This is a genomic window from Pedobacter gandavensis, assembly GCF_014172405.1.
Lineage (GTDB): Bacteria > Bacteroidota > Bacteroidia > Sphingobacteriales > Sphingobacteriaceae > Pedobacter > Pedobacter gandavensis.
Window position 1 is genome coordinate 160,120 of record NZ_WNXC01000001.1, and the last position, 18,595, is coordinate 178,714.

The window sequence follows — 18,595 nt, forward strand, 5'->3', positions numbered from 1 at the left end:
ATGAAAAAAATAACAAATATTACTTTAATTTTATCTGTATTTTTATATCTTTCGTGTAGTACTGATAATGTATCTAAACCTACACCCACTAAGTATAAGGTTAGAGTTAAAGTAACGAAAACAGTTTATAGTAGAGATTCCATTCAAGTATATAGAGCATTGAAACAAATGCTTAACATGCATCTCAATCCTTTTTCTTCAAAAATGATTTATGATCAACAGAGTCAACTGAATATAGATTCTTTAATTTATGGACCCAACAAATTGAGAATGGTAGTTCTAGTAATTGTAAGAAATAATACAAATAAATTACTTGTGAAAGAGAATAAAGAAAAGTACTATTATAATGGGTTTTATCTTTTTTGTTCTAGAGATAATTTTCAGGCGCCTATAAAAGTATATGAAAGAAGCTGTTTTGGGTTAATGAACTTTTATAGTTATGGTGAAATTAAACAAGTACTTCATGATTATTGTTTCTTGCGTTTATTTGGGGAAAGTAGTCTTAACGATATTCATTATAATGTTGATGACTTAAGGTTTTGGAATTCAGTAGATTTTGAGTGGATTTTAAAAAATTCTAAGCCTACATTGGGGACTCCGGAATGAGTGTTTTGGTAGGTAATACGATTATGGCGCGAGGTCCTATGATCCGGTGATAGGCAGGTGGAGTACGCCAGACCCGTTAGCAGAATTAGATAGAGCTTGGTCTCCTTATAATTATGCAAGAAACAATCCAATCAGGTTTATAGATCCTGACGGGATGTTTTGGGAACAGCTCAAAATATCACAAAACAAGAATATAGAAAACCCCTCTGAAATATGTTTCAGAGGGGTTTTTCTTTGTAATGCTTTGAGATGCTAGTTGTTTGTTTTGCCTACTTTCGTGTTCCCTTTGTATCTCGGATAAGAGGTTTGTACCTCGCCATATTTCAAGGTGCAATTAACTGGACACTTTTAAACACTTCTACATACTTTTGTATGTATTTAACTTATTTCAGGTGAGTTCAAATATATCGATCAAATTGATCTGTGAATACTGCGGAAATGACTTCATGGCAAAGACTACGGTGACTAGATTTTGCAGCCATATATGTAACAGTAGATACGGAAAATGAAAGGCCAGAGAATTGAAAATCGAGGCTTCTGAAAAGCAAGTTGTGGAGACTATAGCCGTGACTACTGCGAGTACTCCATCTGGTATTTCTATGTTATCAAAATTGGTGAAGGATGCCGGGAAATTTCTGGAAGTCTTACTTTATTAGAAAGGAAATTCTGGTGTCAAATTTTTAGATTTTACTGTTGTCTGTGAAGCGATTTCAGAAATTGTCAAGTGCAGGTTGGATTTTTGTGAAAATCGATCCTGAATCGTCTTTTAGGCCTTAAAATCGACAAAAATATATATTCAAAATCATTGTAAAATGACCAAACTAAGCCTTTAATTTGATCAGAAATCATAGCGGATAAATGGTTTATCCGTTGAAAAAAAAGATTAAAATCTATGCTTATGGAAGCGCTCATTTTTAATTACTGGTGGGTTGGAGTGGCACTGTTGTGTGCAGTTTTGAACAAATATATTTTAAGGTTTTTCTTTGGGATGGTCGTGGTTCCGGAAAACAGAATCGGATTGGTTACCAAAAAATTTGTCTTGTATGGGGCCGATAAAGCATTGCCGGATGGGAGAATCATAGCCATTATAGGTGAAGCCGGCTATCAAGGGAAAACCCTGGCACCAGGACTGTATTTTGGGATGTGGTTTTGGCAGTATAGCGTAACCATGGAAGAATTTACGATAATTCCTGAAGGTAACATAGGCTTGATCATGGCAAAGGACGGTGCCGAAATACCTACAGGAAATATTCTGGGACATAAGGTAGCGTGTGACAATTTCCAGGATGCAGTTAAGTTTTTAGAAAGTGGCGGGCAGCGGGGGAGGCAAACCTCCTATATTACGTCCGGTTCTTATAGGATCAACACGTTGTTGTTCCAGGTTTCAGTTACTGAGATGGTTAGGATTCAGGAAAGTATGGTTGGAATTGTGACCACTCTTGATGGTTTACCCATAGAACCCAATCAGATTGCCGGCAAGCTGGTGGAGGGCCATAATAATTTCCAGGACTTTGACCTGTTTATAAATAAAGGGGGAAACCGTGGTTTACAGCCACAGGTAATTTTGGCTGGCTCGTACAACCTTAATCCCTGGGCGATCCAGTTGGAGCAAATTCCTATGACCGAAATTGCCATTGGGTATGTAGGTGTTGTTATTTCGTATATTGGGAATGACGGGAGCGACCTCACCGGCGCTGACTTTAAACACGGAAACATTGTGGGTAAAGGGTCTAAAGGAGTTTGGCTGGAACCACTTGGTCCAGGTAAATATCCCATCAATAAGTACATCATGAAAGTGGAACTCGTGCCAACTACTAACCTGGTATTGAATTGGGCTTCTGCACGCAGTGAGGCACACAATCTGGATAAGAACCTGAGTACGATTACTGTACGTTCTAAAGATGGTTTTCCATTCAATCTGGATGTGTCACAAATTATTCATGTTCCAACCACTGAAGCTCCAAAAGTAATCGCCCGTTTTGGTAACATGGTAAACCTGGTTTCCCAGGTATTGGAACCGACAATTGGTAATTATTTTCGAAATTCGGCCCAGGATAGTGATGTTATCGCTTTCCTCAGTACACGTAAGGAAAGGCAGGAGTCGGCCAAGGAGCATATCCGCAGAGTTCTTGATGAGTATAATGTGAACGCAGTAGACACGTTAATCGGAGACATTGTTCCGCCGGAATCATTGATGAAAACATTAACCGATCGCAAAATAGCCGAGGAGCAAAAGGTGACTTACAATACACAAAAACAGGCACAGGAAACGCGTCAGGGTATGGAGAAAGAAACTGCTATTGCTGATATGCAAAAAGATATTGTCAAAGCTCAGCAGAGCGTGGAGATCGCTGAACGTACAGCAAGCGCAACGGTTAAAAAATCTGAAGGTGATGCAGCCGGTGTTAAACTGGCGGTCGGAGCAGAGGCTGAGGCGACCAAAATGAGGGCTCATGCCGAAGCTGAAGCAACCAAAGCCAGGGCACAGGCAGATTCCGAAGCCATTAAGTTAAGGGCATCGGCAGAAGCAGAAATGATTTCATTGACCGGTGATGCCGAAGCAGGTAAAATTCTGGCTGTGGGTAAATCAACTGCTGAAGCTTATGAGCTGGCAGTTAAAGCCCTGGGAGGAGAAAACTTTACCAGGTATAAAATTACAGAAGAGCTGTCAAAAGGTAATGTTAAACTGATTCCAGATGTGTTGATTGGAAGCAGCGGACCTAATGGAGCTTCAGCAATGGATGGCCTGCTGGGAATCAAGCTTATGGAGTTAATGGATCCTGACAGGCGGAAGGAAGTTAGCACCATCACCGAAATTTTAGAACCTAGATCTGACCATAAATTATAAATTTTGTAGATCTTGAACCCACCTAACACGATTTTAGGTGGGTTTTACTGTATAATGCCATTTAAAATAGCATATCTAATTAATGCAGCAGCGTTACGAACACCCGTCTTTTCAATTAAGCTTTGTCTGTGGCCTTAGCATATTATCCCATATAAGCAATCAGGAGTTATTAGAACACATAGCAAGCGTAGGGGAATTATTATATAGCAGAGAAGTTCTATAATCTTTATGTATAAAACTTTGGTTATTTAAGTTTCTTTATGTTTTCCGATTAATGATAGGAAGTTTACTTCATAAAATTGCTGGAGTGCTACAACATCTATCTTTAATTATTGTAAATACCTGAAAAGGCAATATTCTGAAGTTTTAGTTTACATGCATATTGTATTATATGCGATAAGTTTGTGCTATGACTCCTTTCGGGAAAACCTTTACCTCTGCCAACTTCAGGTAAAATGGTACTTCCAGACCGGTGAAGATTGACAATCCTGAACCTAATACGACGGGATGAATGGCCAGATGATATTCATCGATGAGACCCGTTGCTATGAGACTCTGCATAAATCCCGCGCCACCAAGTGCTATAATCGGCTTCCCGGACTCGGCTTTAAGTTCCCTGATCCCTTCAGCAAGATCGTCATCGAAAACTCGCGTCTCGGCCCAGGAATCCGCAGAGGACGACTGTTGCAAAGTTGTCGTATGCACAGGATCGAGGCCCTTAAATCCTTTTTTTGTAAAGAGGGCCTTGGGAATGTTGTTCATCGGTTCGGCAAATGGCCCGGTCGCAGTCGGCCAGTAAGGGGCCATTGTCTCAAACGACTTCCTGCCCATGATAATTAACCCAGACTCCTTGATTTTCTCAACACTCCAGGCCAATGACTCCTCGTCCCCAGTCTTGAAGACCCAATCTTTCTTGCCATTGGAGTCGCATACGAAACCGTCGAGTGAGAGCGACATCTTCATGATTAACTTTCGCATAATAAACTGATTTGTTTTTCAAATGTACCCATCACTTTTCGAAGCTAAGAGGGGGTGAAAACGTCAATCTGAGGGGGCGATTATGTTTTAAATGTAATGATGTGTTGAATTATCATTTATTCTTTTGTTGCTTATTATTTGTAATTAGTTGGTTTTTATGCAGATTTGATATGTGTATTGGAAAGTAACAGCACAAAATATCACAAAATAAAAATATATAAAACCCCTCTTAAATACGTTTCAGAGGGGTTTTTCTTTATGATGCTTTGAGATGCTAGTGTAATCTTCCCTAAAAACAGCTACATAAATAAATGTAGTATTTAATAATTTAGGGTAATGAGGTACTCAATCTGGAAGACTTACTGAAAGAAATTGAGAATAACTGAATAGATGTTGTTACCTAGGGTGAGTCTGATTGTTAATCTTCTATAAATCTCATTCTGTTTTATCATTTGAATAAACGGGCAGGTTCCAGTGGTAACGTAGGGCCAATAACCGTAATCCAAAGCATACAATTAAAGCAATGATAGTGACCCAGTCGCTTGATATCCATTTTAAGTGATTTCCTAAAACCACGATCAAAGCCCCAATAAGCGCAGCGGATGCATAAATCTCTTTTTCCAATATAACGGGGATACGGTTGAGCAAAATATCGCGTAATACGCCGCCGCCAACGGCTGTAGTAATGCCCAGAAGAACTGCGACTTCTGCATTATGACCATATGCAAGACTTTTTTGCGCCCCTGTAATCGCAAATAAGGATAAACCCAGCGCATCGAAAAATATCACAGGTTGATTTAGCCGCTGAACAAAAGGATATAAACCGATGGTTATTCCTGCAGCTATTATTGCCGCTACTAAATAATACCAGTTGGTTAATCCTGCTGGAGGAATAGCACCTATACAGAGATCACGAACAATCCCCCCGCCACAAGCTACGGTAAATGCAATTGCGCAGATCCCGAATAGGTCGAGACCACGTTGTTTTGCTGCTGTCGCCCCACTAACGGCAAATACAAAAGTACCTGCCAAATCAAGAAAATAGTAAAGTGTATGTAGCTTATCCATCTCAGGTGCAATCTAATTCTACGAGGTTTGTAGCCCCTTTAATAAGAAGTACATCAATATCAGCATTTAAACTGTTCCATATATCAAAAATATGGTTCCTTTTCACATTAATGCCCATATTTTTTCATGATAACTTTAGTCTTTAATAGCTGCTTTTTCGTAAAAAAATGGATTTGCTCATGGTAAAGCATCCAACCACCAGCTGCTCCAATTATACTTCCGATCAGTATATCAAAAAACCTTATTGCTATTAAATGATCAGGCTGTCCTATTAAATTCATATTAGGTTCAGCAAGAAATATGGTTAACATGGAGATAAAAATAACCGCTATCCCATAATTTCTTACCACAAGAAACTCAACGATGGTTTGAAGAAGTAAAATACTTATGCATATTCCTAATGTTGTGATTCGCATTTGCAAAATAAACCAGGTTAAACCCAAACCTATAAAAGTACCTAGTACTCTTTGCGCAGCCCTAATCCAAATATGTTTGGCAGTTACTCCCTGCATTACCGCCATACAGGAGATGGGCACCCAATAGGGATTTTCAAGCTTCAGTAAGATGGCTATCAGCAACGCCAGCCCTACCGTGATACCGAAAATTATCGATTCTGTCATATTTAAATAGTTATTTTTCTGTAAAACTATCACATCGGGCTTGTTGGTAACTTCTCGTAGCACGAGAATGCTATAAAAAAAAGCGATCATAACGGCAATAATTACACCAATGGAAAAATTTCCGATACTGCTCGCTATTGTTGTTGGATTGTGGCGAAGTGAAATTGCTATAGACGCTACCATGACAAAGAAAAAGTTTCCTGGTGGACGGGTTAACTCAAGGCGATTTAGCGAATAATGTACGCCGAAAGTATATAATGCCAATATTACAGGTGTCAACCATGGATTAAATGAGAAAACTGCGCCTATGGCAAATGAAAAAATAAAGCCAAAGCTGCAAACCATCAGAATCATCATCCGATTAACCAATCTGTTGGATTGGATATACAGTATTACAAGTGCTCCGATCGATGCAAGCTTTCCTGCCTCAATATCATTATAAAGAAAACCTAGTAATAATGGAATAGCAACACAAAACCCTGCTACAACAGGAAGATGCCAGGCCCGGTCTGTTTTATTGAATTTAAATAGTTGGTTCCACATAATTGATCATTGTTGTCACCTCTAGAAGAAATAGTTAAAGCAAGATATTAAAATTTGGGCCCAATTAGGAGTTGTTGATAATAACATGGAGTGTACAGGTAGTTAATAATTATTGTAAATTAGTGCTAATTGAGTACGATCATGGCAGAAAACAATAGAACATTTTTCGAAGGGTTATATGGACTTGATCGTATTGAATTTGCAAAAGGTCTTATATATGTTTATCCATTTGGCGTTATTGGTAAAGAGAATAACAATAACATTAAATCACATGCTCATAACAATCAGTTTCAGATTTTTGTGGTTATGGAAGGGGAAACTAACCTGCTTTACAATAATGAAAAGATTCATATAAAAGGTCCATCTTTTATAACAGTCCCCAAAAATACAGATCATGGCTTCGAACACCTTACTGAAGTTAAAGGTTGGATTATCAGTTTATCTGACAATGTTTTGGAACATATGATTAAAAGAGAAGCGGAAGTCATTGAAGCTATTGAGATGTTTCAGGTCACTACAATTGTTGAAGGGGAATATTCTGAAGTGGTTTTCAATACGATGCAGAATTGCATTAGCGAATACAATTCTGCAGAACTTGGCCGTTTGTTGATGTTAGAGTATTTGGTAGGTCAGCTCATAGTCCAATTAAGGAGGTTGCCCCAATCATTACAGTATACTATACACAATGCGGACAATTCATCTATTATTTATTATCGAAGATTTACACAGCTCATTAGAGAAAGTTCTTCGTATAAAAAATCTGTTGAAGAATATGCTTCCGATTTAAAAATTGCCGGCGGACGTTTAAGCCGCATCTGTAATTATGTAGGTTTCAAATCTCCCAGAGAGATTATTATGGATTACTATGTCACCCAGGCACAGTTGCTCTTATCTAACGTCGAAAAATCGATTGCTGAAGTTTGCTATACACTTGGCTTTGAAGATCCAAGTTACTTCTCCCGAATTTTTAAAAGAAAAACAGGATTGACACCTAACGAATTCCGTAAAAAAATTGGAACAAAGTAATTAGTTAAAAGTGTTTTGGCTAAATAATCAAATATGTCTTAGTAATAAAAGAAAAGTCCTATTTCTGGATATCGATTAAAAGTAAGTTTGTATGTAGTAAGTAATTACTCACATATCTAATTCAACACTTGCTTTATAAAATTGTATGCCTCAAATAACGATAACCCATATTGAAACCATAATTGTTGACTTGCCAACGATTAGACCCCATCATCTTTCTATGGCTGTAATGAAGAAACAGTCCATGGTAATCATCCGTTTATTTTGTTCTGATGGTATTGAAGGTTTAGGCGAATCTACTACTATAGGCGGTATTTCTTATGCGGATGAATTTCCCGAGGGCATAAAATTAGCAATAGACACTTATTTCACACCACTACTTATCGGTCAAAATCCAACCCAGACCAATGCCATCATGAAAATGCTGGACAAAAATATTTCGGGTAATAACTTCGCAAAATCAGGAATTGAAACTGCACTTTTAGATGCACAGGGTAAACGTTTAGGGGTCCCTGTATCTTCCTTATTTGGTGGTGCAATAACGAATACACTTCCGGTTTTATGGACATTAGCCAGTGGAAATACTCAAAAAGATATCGATGAAGCCCTGGAGCTGATCTCAGAAAAACGACACAATACTTTTAAATTAAAAATTGGGCGGAAAGATCCTGAAACTGATATAGCCCATGTCGCTGCAATAAAAGCTGCTCTGGGTTCGGGTATCAAAGTGACTGTAGATGTGAATCAAGCCTGGTCCGAATCTGTTGCTAAACGTGCCATAAAGAAATTGCAAGATGCAGGAATTGATCTAATAGAGCAGCCTTTAGTAAAATCTGATTTCGATGGTTTAGCGCGTTTAACTGAATATTTCGAAATTCCAATTATGGCAGATGAAGCTGTTGCAACGGTTCAGGATGCGTTTAAATTAGCTAAAGTTCGTGCAGCAAGTGTTTTTGCATTAAAAATTTCAAAATCTGGCGGTTTAACTAATATTCAAAAACAGGCAGCAATTGCACAAGGAGCAGGAATTTCTTTATACGGAGGAACGATGTTAGAGGGAACCATAGGATCTCTGGCCACTGCTCATTTATGTGCAACACTTCCAAATTTGGATTGGGGGACTGAGCTTTTCGGCCCACTGTTATTATCGGATGACATTGTTAAAAAAACTATTGTTTACCAAAACCATGCTTTAGAAATTCCGGAAGGACCAGGCTTGGGAATTGAATTAGACATGAATCAAATAGAAAAATATAAAAGAAATTAAATATGGTATATGTAGTTGAAATGGATGTTAACATCCCTGAAAGTTGGAATGAAGAAAAAGTTGCAGATTATATCACTCGTGAAAAAGCATGTTCACAAGAACATCAGCAATCCGGAAAGTGGGTTTATTTATGGAGAGTAGCAGGGAAATATTCAAACATTAGTGTTCTGGATGTAGAAGGACCAGATGAACTACACCGCATTGTGAGCTCCTTGCCTTTATTTCCATATATGACTATAAAAGTAACCAGCATCTGCAAACATCCAAATGCATTAAAAGAAACAATGATTTAATTATAAATTGTTTAACCTAAAAACCAGATATAAGATGAAAAGAATAGATCAAAAAATCATCGATCAGACGCTTGAGCTAATAAAATCTCAGGAAAAAGAAGGCGTTGGTAATGAAAGAATAAAAATCATCGTTAACCGTCTCCTTAGGGATTTGTTTAACGCAATGGCCGACCTGGACATTACCTCCGAAGAAATGTGGAAAGCCTGTGATTGGCTAACCCAGACAGGAAAAAACAATGAATATGGATTGGTATTTGCCGGTTTAGGTATTGAAAAATTCATAGACGTTCAAATGGATTGGGAAGATGAGCAAGCAGGAATCGAAAACAAGACTCCCCGCACTATCGAGGGACCTTTATATGTAGCTGGTTCTCCCGAATCGACTTCTTATGCAGAATTGGAGACAGAGATCGAACCAGATTCAGAACGTTTATTTATGGGTGGAGTGGTTCGTGATGAGCATGGCAATCCAATCCCTGGAGCAAAAGTTGAAGTATGGCATTGTAATTTAAAAGGTTTATACTCTCACTTTGATTCTTCTCAACCAGCATTCAATTTACGTCGTGCTATTCAGGTTGCTGAGGATGGAAAATATGAATTCAAATCTTTCGTGCCTGTTGGATATGCTTGTCCACCAAATGGCTCTACAGATACATTAATGCAATTGTTAGGTCGTCATGGAGCACGTCCGGCTCACATTCACTTTTTTGTCACAGCACCGGGTTATAGAAAATTAACTACACAGATTAATATTGAAGGTGACCCATTAACTTATGATGATTTCGCATTCGCCACTCGCCCGGAGTTGGTTCCTCATATCGAAAGAATCTCCGCTGAACAGGCTGCTAAATACGGAAAAGATGAGGCTTTCGCCAAGATTAATTTCGACTTTAATATGGTTCCGGAAATTATAAATGCAGCACCTGGCGAAAACTACAGAACCAGAGCCGCTATAGACGCCTAATCCCCCTTTATTTCAATAATTTTTAACACTGAAAATTTGAATGATTAACATTCGAACAGGGATCTTATTGCCTTAAATTTCAAAATATTAAACATGAAAAAAGTCTCATCTGAATACCTGGACAGCCTTGTTGTTCACGATAAGGAAAATGGCATTTATCGTCATAATCGTGAATCCTTTACAAACGAAAATTTGTTTGAATTGGAAATGGAACACATTTTCGAAAGCAATTGGGTATACCTTGCGCACGAATCTCAAATTCCCAATATTAATGATTATTACACCACTTCAATAGGAAGACAATCGGTAGTGATCACGAAAGACAAACAGGGTGAATTAAATGCTTTGATTAACTCTTGTACACATAAGGGAGCACAATTATGTCGTTATAAAAAAGGAAATAAGTCCAGTTTTACCTGCCCATTTCATGGATGGACCTTTACTAATGCCGGGAAATTATTGAAAGTGAAAGATGGAAAAACAGGCGGCTATCCAACACAGTTTAATTGCGAGGGTTCTCATGATTTAGTGAAAGTTGCCAGGTTTGAGGCTTATAAAGGTTTCTTATTCGGATCGATTAACCCCGAAGTACTTCCTTTACAAGAATATTTAGGCGATTCAAAAGTTATTATCGACCACATTGTAGACCAGGCGGCAGAAGGTTTAGAAGTATTAAACGGCTCATCATCTTATGTCTACAATGGAAATTGGAAACTACAAATGGAAAATGGGGCTGATGGTTATCATGTTTCATCAGTGCATTGGAATTACGTTGCAACCATGGGGAGGCGTGATTATGAAAAGGAAGGAACAAAAGCTGTAGATGCCAACAATTGGTCGAAATCTGTAGCCGGCGTTTATGGCTTCGAAAATGGACATATTTTATTGTGGACAAACAAATTAAACCCCGAGGTAAGTCCCATCTATCAACAACAAGATCGTTTGATTGCTGAATTTGGTGCAGAAAAAGCTGGTTTTATGGTTAATATGACACGTAACTTAGGGTTGTATCCAAATGTGTTTTTAATGGATCAGTTCTCTACACAAATCCGAGTCATAAGACCTATCTCCGTTAATGAAACTGAAATTACAATTTACTGTTTTGCTCCAAAGGGCGAAAGTGGGGAAGAGCGTGCAACGCGAATCCGCCAGTATGAAGATTTCTTTAATGTAACCGGAATGGGAACACCGGATGATTTAGAAGAATTCCGGTCTTGTCAAATTGCCTACCAGTCTTCCGCTTTAAAATACAATGACATGAGTCGTGGTGCTATGCATTGGCTTTATGGACAAGATGAACAGGCAGAAAAAATGGGCATTAAACCAATAATCTCCGGAATCAAATCTGAAGACGAGGGTCTATTTATTACCCAACATGAATTCTGGAAAAATTCATTAAAAGAGGGTATTTCTAAAAATGTTTTAGCAGAAAATAAATCATGACAAATTACCAAGACATACAAGCATTCTTATATCAGGAAGTTCGTCATTTGGACGATAAAGAATGGGATCAATGGCTGAAATTTTACGATGAAGATTGTGTTTTTTGGATGCCAGGATGGGATGACGAAGATGAGCTGACAAAAGATCCGCAAACCGAAATTTCTTTGATCTATTATCCAAATAAAGGTGGACTAGAAGATCGTGTGTTTCGTATCAAGACTGAACGCTCGTCGGCCTCCATGCCCGAACCCAGGACTTGTCATTACATCAGTAATGTAGAAGTTCTGGAAGAAAACGAGGAGCAGCTGAAAATCCGTTTTAACTGGAACACCTTGTCGTTTCGATACAAAACAACAGATAGCTATTTCGGTGTAAGCTTTTACACACTGAAAAAAAATGAAAATTCATTACTCATTGTAAACAAGAAAGTAATCATAAAAAACGACTACATCCGTCAGGTTTTAGACGTTTATCATATTTAAAATAATAGTTATGGCAAAAGTTGCATTAAATTTTGAAGACGGCGTAACGCGTTTTATTGAGACTACAGGGTATGAAACCATTGCCGAGGCAGCCTATCGACTAGGTGTTAATATCCCTTTAGATTGTGCTGATGGCGCATGTGGGACTTGTAAATGCTTATCAAAATCAGGTTCATTTGATCCTGGAGATTATATTGATGAAGCTTTATCGGAAGAAGAAGCAGAAAATGGTTATGGGTTGGCATGTCAGATGCGCCCGAAGTCGGATATGATAGTGGATATATTCGCAAGCGCTGCAGCTTGTAAAGTAGAGGTGCATACCTACGAAACTGAAATCACCGGGTTAACTTTTTTATCCTCAGAAATAGTAAGGCTAAAAGCCAAAATAACAGATGGTTCTACCATCACGTTCTTGCCGGGGCAATATGCAAATATTTTGGTTCCAGGGTCAACAGAAACTCGTTCTTATTCATTTTCCTGTTTGTCAGATACCAATGAAATGGAATTTATCATCCGATTAATTCCAAATGCAGGCTTAATGAGTAATTATTTAAGGCAAGCAAAAATAGGAGAGGCTTTAAGTATTACCGGACCGGTGGGAAGTTTCTATAGTCGTGATGTCAAAAGGGAAACTTTATTCTTTGCAGGAGGAACCGGAATTGCCCCTTTCATAGCGATGTTAGAGAAGCTCAATTCAGAAGGTAATCCTCAATTGATTAAATTATTTTATGGTGCTACGACGGTAGAAAATATTATTGACCTGGATCGTATTAAAACGTTCACAAACCTTAACGTAGTAGTGTATCCTTGTGTTTCAAGTGGGAACTGCGATGCTTATCCTTCAGGGTATGTGACGCAGTGGGTTAATAAAGAGGAACTAAAGGGGGAGATTTACGATATTTATATATGCGGCCCAAACGCGATGGTAGATGCAGTTAAGTCTTCAATAGCAGCACATCAAATAAATTTCGAAAATTTCTATACAGAGAAATTTGTTCCAACAGGAGTGTTAACGGTATAATTCAAAAGCGTATGATCTTTCAAGATAGATTTAAAAATAAAATTGCCATTGTTACCGGTGCTGCACAAGGCATTGGTAGAGGTGTTGCGGAACGTATTGCGAAAGAAGGGGCTAAAACAGTTTTAGTAGATCGTTCGGATGTCGTATTGGAAGTAGCAGAAAGTTTAAAAAAGGCTGGATATGATGTCCTTGCAATACAGGCAGATCTGGAAACATTAGCAGGTTTTAATAAAATGTCAGATCGCGTGATTCAAACCTTTGGTAAGATCGATATTTTGATTAATAATGTTGGTGGAACTATCTGGGCTAAACCTTTTCAACATTATGAGGAAGAAGAAATCATGAAGGAAATAAACCGATCACTGTTTCCTACGCTATGGGGATGCAGAAGTGTGCTACCGCATATGATATCCAACGGTGGTGGGGTAATTGTTAATGTTTCATCTGTGGCAACACGTTCTGTTAATCGTGTTCCTTATGCAGCTGCCAAAGGTGGTGTGAATGCAATTACTGCGTCATTAGCTTTTGAACAAGCTCCTAATCATGTGCGTATACTAGGAGTAGCACCCGGTGGAACTGAAGCACCTCAACGTATAATTCCGAGAAATGAAAATCCACAAACGGATGAAGAAAGAATGTGGTATCAACAAATTGTGGATCAAACAATGGAATCATCGCTGCAGAAAAAATATGGTACCATCGAAGACCAGGTGAGCACCATCTTGTTTGCGGCCTCTGATGAAGCTAAATATATTACAGGAGTTACCATCCCGGTTGCGGGTGGAGATTTAGGATAATTTTAAATAGAATAAAATGCTAAAAGTTCAATTAACAAACTTTATTTGTAATTATAATCTTGAAAATTTCGGACATGAGAAAACATTGATTTTTTCTAATTCATTAGGAACAAATTTGTCCATGTGGGAAGATAATATTGATGTTCTGAGTCACCATTTCAATATTTTAAGATATGATAAACGTGGGCATGGTGAAAGTACTATTCATCAGGATAAAGTTTCAATTGCTGAATTGGGAAATGATGTGATTGAATTGTTAAACTATTTAAAGTTAGATACAGTTTATTTCTGTGGGGTATCTATAGGAGGATTAATCGGTCAGTGGTTAGGAATTAACTATTCCAGTCGTTTCGAGAAAATAGTGATCAGCAATACAGCGGCGAAGATTGGAAATGAAGAAGGTTGGGCCGCTCGTGTAAAACAGGTTACAGAAAATGGATTGGGAAGTATTTTAATCCCAACAGCTGAACGCTGGTTTAGTCCTGATTACAGAGCTAAAAATCCCGATAAAGTTCAAGAGATCCTTCATCATTTTAAAGTTAATTCTTTACAAGGATATACTGCTTGTTGTTATGCCGTTGCAGCTGCAGATTTTAGGGAACAGCTTTATAATTTAGAAGTTCCTTTACTAATTATCGCTGGTATCCAAGATGAGGTGACAACATTAGCCGATGGGAAATTTATACAAAAACATACCCCTATTGCTAATTTGGTTACGCTTGATGCCGCGCATTTATCAAATGTGGAATATCCAGCAGAATTCGCAAAACACATTATACATTTTACAGAACATTAAAAAAACATAGATGAAAACTATACCACAAATATCCTTACAGGAGGCAGTTGCAATGGTAAAGGATGGGGATACTTTATTACAGGGTGGGTTTGGAATGACTGGAAACCCAGTTCATTTGATGCATGCATTAGCAGAAACAAAAACAAAAAATCTTACGTTCATTGGAAACAATGTAGGTGAAACTGGAATTGGGGGTGGACGGCTATTGCGCAATGGTCAACTGAAGAAGATAATTGGTTCATTTTTCACATCAAATCCAGAAGCTGTGAAGGCAGCTCAGGATGGGGTTGTTGAATACGAGTTATTACCGCAGGGTACATTAGCCGAAGCCATTCGTGCAGGTGGTGCTGGTATTGGAGGTTTTTTTACACCTACATCTGCGGGAACTGAATTAGCACAAGGGCGTGAAACAAAATTTTTAAATGGTGTTGAACAGGTTTTTATCCCTGGAATACGTAGTAATGTTGCATTTATTCGGGCCTGGAGAGCAGATACTGCGGGGAATTTACAGTATCGTATGACAGAGCAAAACTTTAACAGAGCAATGGCTACTGCTGCAGATTTGGTAATTGCTGAGGTTGAAGAAATTGTACAGGTAGGTGAAATTTTACCGGAAAACATTCATACACCAGGATCATATATAGACTATTTGGTTCAAGCGACTTTAACTTTAGAAGATTTAGGGAGTTCAGCTTCAGTCTCTTCTGGTAAAAAAGTTTCAGAAAGTCGTATGAGTATGGCTAAAAGAGCCTTAAAAGAATTGCGAAAAGGTGATGTCGTTAATTTAGGAATTGGTATACCAACCTTAGTTGCTGATTTAATTTCGGAGAAAGATGGAATTATTCTACATACAGAAAACGGTATGCTGGCTGTAGGACCAGCTCCTACTGATGGTGGTGCAATGGATTATCCTGTTAACGCAGGTAAGATCCCTGTTACCGCTTTAGCTGGTGCTTCTTATTTCGACTCTGCAGATTCTTTTGCGATGATCCGTGGCAAACATATTGATATTGCTGTTATGGGAGGTTTACAAGTGGATGAAGCAGCTAATTTGGCTAATTGGGCAGTTCCTGGTCAGCCTTTATTAGGTGTAGGGGGAGCTATGGATTTAGCTTCAGGTGCGAAACGTTTGATTATTACGATGATGCATGCCGAGAAGAATGGAGATGCAAAGATTGTTCCTTCCTGCACATTGCCATTAACAGCACTTAAATCTGTTGACATGATTATCACAGACAAGGCTGTATTTGAGTTTGTTGACGAAAAATTAACGTTAATTGAGATTATGCCGGGTGCGACTTTAGAAGAAGTAAGAAAGCTAACTTCTGCAAAATTCGTGGAAAAATTATCTTGATAAAACATTAAGGAGTATGCTGGTCAAACTTATCAAAAGAGCGATTAATTCTCCATTTGTAGCCTATGCTATACGGTGTGTTACAGGCTTTCTAATTGGTTATTTTTTAATTGAGAAATTTCCTCAGCATGAACTATTCTGGGTGTTGTTATCTATTATATTAGTGATATCTCCGGATGAAAAGGATGCCAGAAAATTAACAATAGAAAGAAGTAAATCGAATTTTATAGGATCCATTTCTGGACTGCTGGTTTTTTTCCTTCCTATGGATGATGTTTATAAGATAGCCTTGGGAATTTTAATAGCCTTAATCATTTGCAGGTTTGCAGATTTAATCAATGTAGCGCGTAGTGCTATTGTAGGTTTGTTAATCGTATTAATGGAACATAAAACAGACACCTATTGGGCACCCGGAGAGCGATTTATTTTTGTCACCCTAGGGTGTTTTATTGGTCTTTCTGTAACACTAATAACCTCTTATGTTTTTAATTGTTTAAATAAAAATTTTTTAACAGAGAATGAATAACGAAGCATATATTATTGACGGAATCCGAACTCCAGTTGGAAGTTTTGGAGGTACATTATCGGCACTACGTGCCGATGATTTAGCGGCTTTACCAATTGCTGAATTGGTAAAAAGAAATCCTAATATCCCATTAGATGCGATTGATGATGTGATTCTCGGCTGTCACAATCAAGCTGGCGAAGACAATAGAAATGTTGCACGTATGGCTGGTTTATTAGCCGGATTACCGGTTACTGTGCCAGGTGAAACCATTAACAGGCTATGTTCTTCTGGTATGTCAGCAATCGTACATGCAGCCCGTGCAATTAAAGCGGGAGATGGGGATATCTTTATTGCAGGTGGTGTTGAACACATGACACGTGGACCGTTGGTGATTTCGAAATCGTCTAAAGCTTTTGGAAACGATTCTAAAATGGAAGATTCTTCTTTCGGTTGGCGTTTTGTTAACCCAAAAATGAAAGAAATGTATGGTATAGACCCTATGGGAATTACAGCCGAGAATTTGGTGGATATGTACCATGTTTCTCGTGAGGACCAGGATAAGTTCGCTTTATCTTCTCAGTTAAAAGCAGCTGCAGCAACAGAGAATGGTCGTTTAGCTGAGGAGATCATGCCTGTAATTATTCCTCAAAGAAAAGGTGATCCGATCATTTTTTCAAAAGATGAATTTGTACGTTCAAATTCTACAATTGAAGCTTTAGCAAAATTAAAACCTGCTTTCAAAGATGGAGGAACGGTTACTGCTGGTAATGCCTCTGGGTTAAATGATGGAGCTGCTGCTGTTTTTGTAGCCTCTGCTGAAGCAGTTGAGAAATATAATTTAAAACCAATAGCACGTATCGTGGCTTCTGCAGTTGTTGGCGTTGAACCTGGAATTATGGGAATTGGTCCTGTTACAGCTACTTTGAAAGCATTGAAAAAAGCTGGTTTGACTTTAGATCAAATAGATGTAATGGAATTTAATGAAGCTTTTGCAGCACAGGCTTTAGCATGTACACGTGCTTTAGGTTTAGCAGATGATGACCCAAGAATTAATCCAAATGGAGGCGCTATAGCAATAGGTCATCCATTAGGGATGACGGGTGCACGTATTACTTACACAGCTGCTCTGGAACTGCAAAAAATTGGGAAAAGGTATGCTTTAGCCGCGATGTGTGTAGGTGTTGGACAAGGCTACGCTATTATCTTAGAAAGGGTTTAGTTTTTTATGTTTAATCTGTGAATATGAGTAAGAAACAAGATATTTTGGCTGCTGCTTTGAGGCTCTTTACGAAAAATGGGGTTAGAGCAACTTCAACAAAATCTATTGCTGAGGAAGCAAATACCTCCGAAGCTCTAATTTTCAGACATTTTAAAACAAAAGATAATTTACTAGAAGGAATAATAAGAAATGGATATAAAGAAGCATTAACACTTACTACTACTTTTTTGGAGCATAAAGAACCTAAGGCTTTTTTGATTCAAATGATTGATTTACCACAGACTTTAGTCGACTCCAATTTTGATTTCTGGCGAATGCAATATAAAATTTTACCCTTAAATTCAATTGCACAGCATTATCATAATAGTTTTATGAAACCAAGCGGTGATAAACTGGCTGAGGTTTTTAGATTATTGGGTTATGAATATCCGGTTGAAGAATCGGATGTTCTTATTCTTTTAATTGATGGGATATGGAAAAGTTATGCTTCTGATAGATTTACCAACGAACGATGTAACAGTTTGGAGAAGCTACTTAAAATTAAGTACGACCTTAACTAATTGACTCAGAATTTCGTTACTCATAGTATACTACCACATTGGCTTAAACAGTAGATTCATTGCGAAGAATACCTTCCAGAATATTTGGAATGTGATTTAACCCTGTTCATGATGAAAAATCATTCAAAGGCAAGATTCTTTGTGGGGCAAGCAAATATGCTTTCAGAGCAGATCAGCCCAATTTAAGTTTTGCAGAATTTCT

At 38.2% G+C, this 18,595-nt stretch carries 19 protein-coding genes and 1 pseudogene; 17 read left to right on the forward strand and 3 right to left on the reverse strand.

Annotation, left to right across the window (positions count from 1 at the left end):
- The 4 genes and pseudogenes from GM920_RS00605 to GM920_RS00615 all read left to right on the forward strand — a co-directional run bounded on the left by GM920_RS00605 (position 1) and on the right by GM920_RS00615 (position 3,454).
- Positions 1–606, forward strand: a complete 606-nt coding sequence (locus GM920_RS00605) for a hypothetical protein (protein ID WP_182952677.1) — start codon at positions 1–3, stop codon at positions 604–606.
- A 28-nt stretch (positions 607–634) separates the two neighbouring features.
- A pseudogene (locus GM920_RS00610) lies at positions 635–862 on the forward strand (RHS repeat domain-containing protein); the annotation flags it as partial.
- 265 nt (positions 863–1,127) lie between these two features.
- Positions 1,128–1,262, forward strand: a complete 135-nt coding sequence (locus GM920_RS23800; protein WP_262891052.1) for a hypothetical protein — start codon at positions 1,128–1,130, stop codon at positions 1,260–1,262.
- 242 nt (positions 1,263–1,504) lie between these two features.
- Positions 1,505–3,454: an SPFH domain-containing protein gene (locus tag GM920_RS00615; RefSeq protein ID WP_182952679.1), complete on the forward strand. Its 1,950-nt coding sequence runs from the start codon at positions 1,505–1,507 to the stop codon at positions 3,452–3,454.
- Between the two features lie 387 nt (positions 3,455–3,841).
- On the opposite strand, the gene GM920_RS00620 is transcribed toward GM920_RS00615, so the two are convergent.
- The 3 genes from GM920_RS00620 to GM920_RS00630 all read right to left on the reverse strand — a co-directional run bounded on the left by GM920_RS00620 (position 3,842) and on the right by GM920_RS00630 (position 6,663).
- On the reverse strand, positions 3,842–4,432 hold the full coding sequence (locus tag GM920_RS00620; RefSeq protein WP_182952680.1) for a dihydrofolate reductase family protein: 591 nt from the start codon (positions 4,430–4,432) through the stop codon (positions 3,842–3,844).
- Positions 4,433–4,867: 435 nt separating this feature from the next.
- The gene (locus tag GM920_RS00625; protein WP_182952681.1) at positions 4,868–5,500 is read right to left on the reverse strand and encodes a trimeric intracellular cation channel family protein; all 633 of its coding nucleotides are present in this window, start codon (positions 5,498–5,500) and stop codon (positions 4,868–4,870) included.
- Positions 5,501–5,607: 107 nt separating this feature from the next.
- Positions 5,608–6,663 carry an FUSC family protein gene (locus GM920_RS00630; protein ID WP_182952682.1) on the reverse strand — a complete coding sequence of 352 codons (1,056 nt, stop codon included), beginning with the start codon at positions 6,661–6,663 and terminating at the stop codon, positions 5,608–5,610.
- Between the two features lie 141 nt (positions 6,664–6,804).
- Here GM920_RS00630 and GM920_RS00635 point away from each other — a divergent pair, with 141 nt between their 5' ends.
- The 13 genes from GM920_RS00635 to GM920_RS00695 all read left to right on the forward strand — a co-directional run bounded on the left by GM920_RS00635 (position 6,805) and on the right by GM920_RS00695 (position 18,393).
- On the forward strand, positions 6,805–7,689 hold the full coding sequence (locus GM920_RS00635) for an AraC family transcriptional regulator (protein ID WP_182952683.1): 885 nt from the start codon (positions 6,805–6,807) through the stop codon (positions 7,687–7,689).
- A gap of 145 nt (positions 7,690–7,834) precedes the next feature.
- Positions 7,835–8,956, forward strand: coding sequence for a muconate cycloisomerase family protein (locus tag GM920_RS00640; RefSeq protein ID WP_182952684.1), 1,122 nt, complete (start codon positions 7,835–7,837; stop codon positions 8,954–8,956).
- A gap of 2 nt (positions 8,957–8,958) precedes the next feature.
- Entirely contained in the window at positions 8,959–9,249 is a 291-nt protein-coding gene (locus GM920_RS00645; RefSeq protein WP_182952685.1) for a muconolactone Delta-isomerase family protein, read from the forward strand.
- A 34-nt stretch (positions 9,250–9,283) separates the two neighbouring features.
- A complete protein-coding gene (locus GM920_RS00650) occupies positions 9,284–10,213 on the forward strand; it encodes a dioxygenase family protein (RefSeq protein ID WP_202986000.1) in 930 nt (309 codons plus the stop codon).
- Between the two features lie 93 nt (positions 10,214–10,306).
- A complete protein-coding gene (locus tag GM920_RS00655) occupies positions 10,307–11,656 on the forward strand; it encodes a Rieske 2Fe-2S domain-containing protein (protein ID WP_182952686.1) in 1,350 nt (449 codons plus the stop codon).
- Positions 11,653–12,138 carry a benzoate 1,2-dioxygenase small subunit gene (gene benB, locus GM920_RS00660; protein WP_182952687.1) on the forward strand — a complete coding sequence of 162 codons (486 nt, stop codon included), beginning with the start codon at positions 11,653–11,655 and terminating at the stop codon, positions 12,136–12,138. Before GM920_RS00655 ends, benB begins: the two co-directional genes overlap by 4 nt.
- A gap of 10 nt (positions 12,139–12,148) precedes the next feature.
- Positions 12,149–13,159, forward strand: a complete 1,011-nt coding sequence (benC, locus tag GM920_RS00665; protein WP_182952688.1) for a benzoate 1,2-dioxygenase electron transfer component BenC — start codon at positions 12,149–12,151, stop codon at positions 13,157–13,159.
- Between the two features lie 11 nt (positions 13,160–13,170).
- Positions 13,171–13,956 carry a 1,6-dihydroxycyclohexa-2,4-diene-1-carboxylate dehydrogenase gene (locus GM920_RS00670; protein ID WP_182952689.1) on the forward strand — a complete coding sequence of 262 codons (786 nt, stop codon included), beginning with the start codon at positions 13,171–13,173 and terminating at the stop codon, positions 13,954–13,956.
- A 16-nt stretch (positions 13,957–13,972) separates the two neighbouring features.
- Positions 13,973–14,752: a 3-oxoadipate enol-lactonase gene (pcaD, locus tag GM920_RS00675; RefSeq protein WP_182952690.1), complete on the forward strand. Its 780-nt coding sequence runs from the start codon at positions 13,973–13,975 to the stop codon at positions 14,750–14,752.
- A gap of 10 nt (positions 14,753–14,762) precedes the next feature.
- Positions 14,763–16,106, forward strand: a complete 1,344-nt coding sequence (locus tag GM920_RS00680; RefSeq protein ID WP_182952691.1) for a 3-oxoacid CoA-transferase — start codon at positions 14,763–14,765, stop codon at positions 16,104–16,106.
- Positions 16,107–16,122: 16 nt separating this feature from the next.
- A complete protein-coding gene (locus tag GM920_RS00685) occupies positions 16,123–16,632 on the forward strand; it encodes an FUSC family protein (RefSeq protein WP_182952692.1) in 510 nt (169 codons plus the stop codon).
- On the forward strand, positions 16,625–17,833 hold the full coding sequence (gene pcaF, locus GM920_RS00690) for a 3-oxoadipyl-CoA thiolase (RefSeq protein ID WP_182952693.1): 1,209 nt from the start codon (positions 16,625–16,627) through the stop codon (positions 17,831–17,833). The genes GM920_RS00685 and pcaF overlap by 8 nt, the downstream gene beginning before the upstream one ends.
- Positions 17,834–17,856: 23 nt before the next feature.
- Complete coding sequence (locus tag GM920_RS00695; protein ID WP_182952694.1) at positions 17,857–18,393, forward strand: TetR/AcrR family transcriptional regulator; 537 nt, start codon at positions 17,857–17,859, stop codon at positions 18,391–18,393.
- Positions 18,394–18,595: the final 202 nt, after the last annotated feature.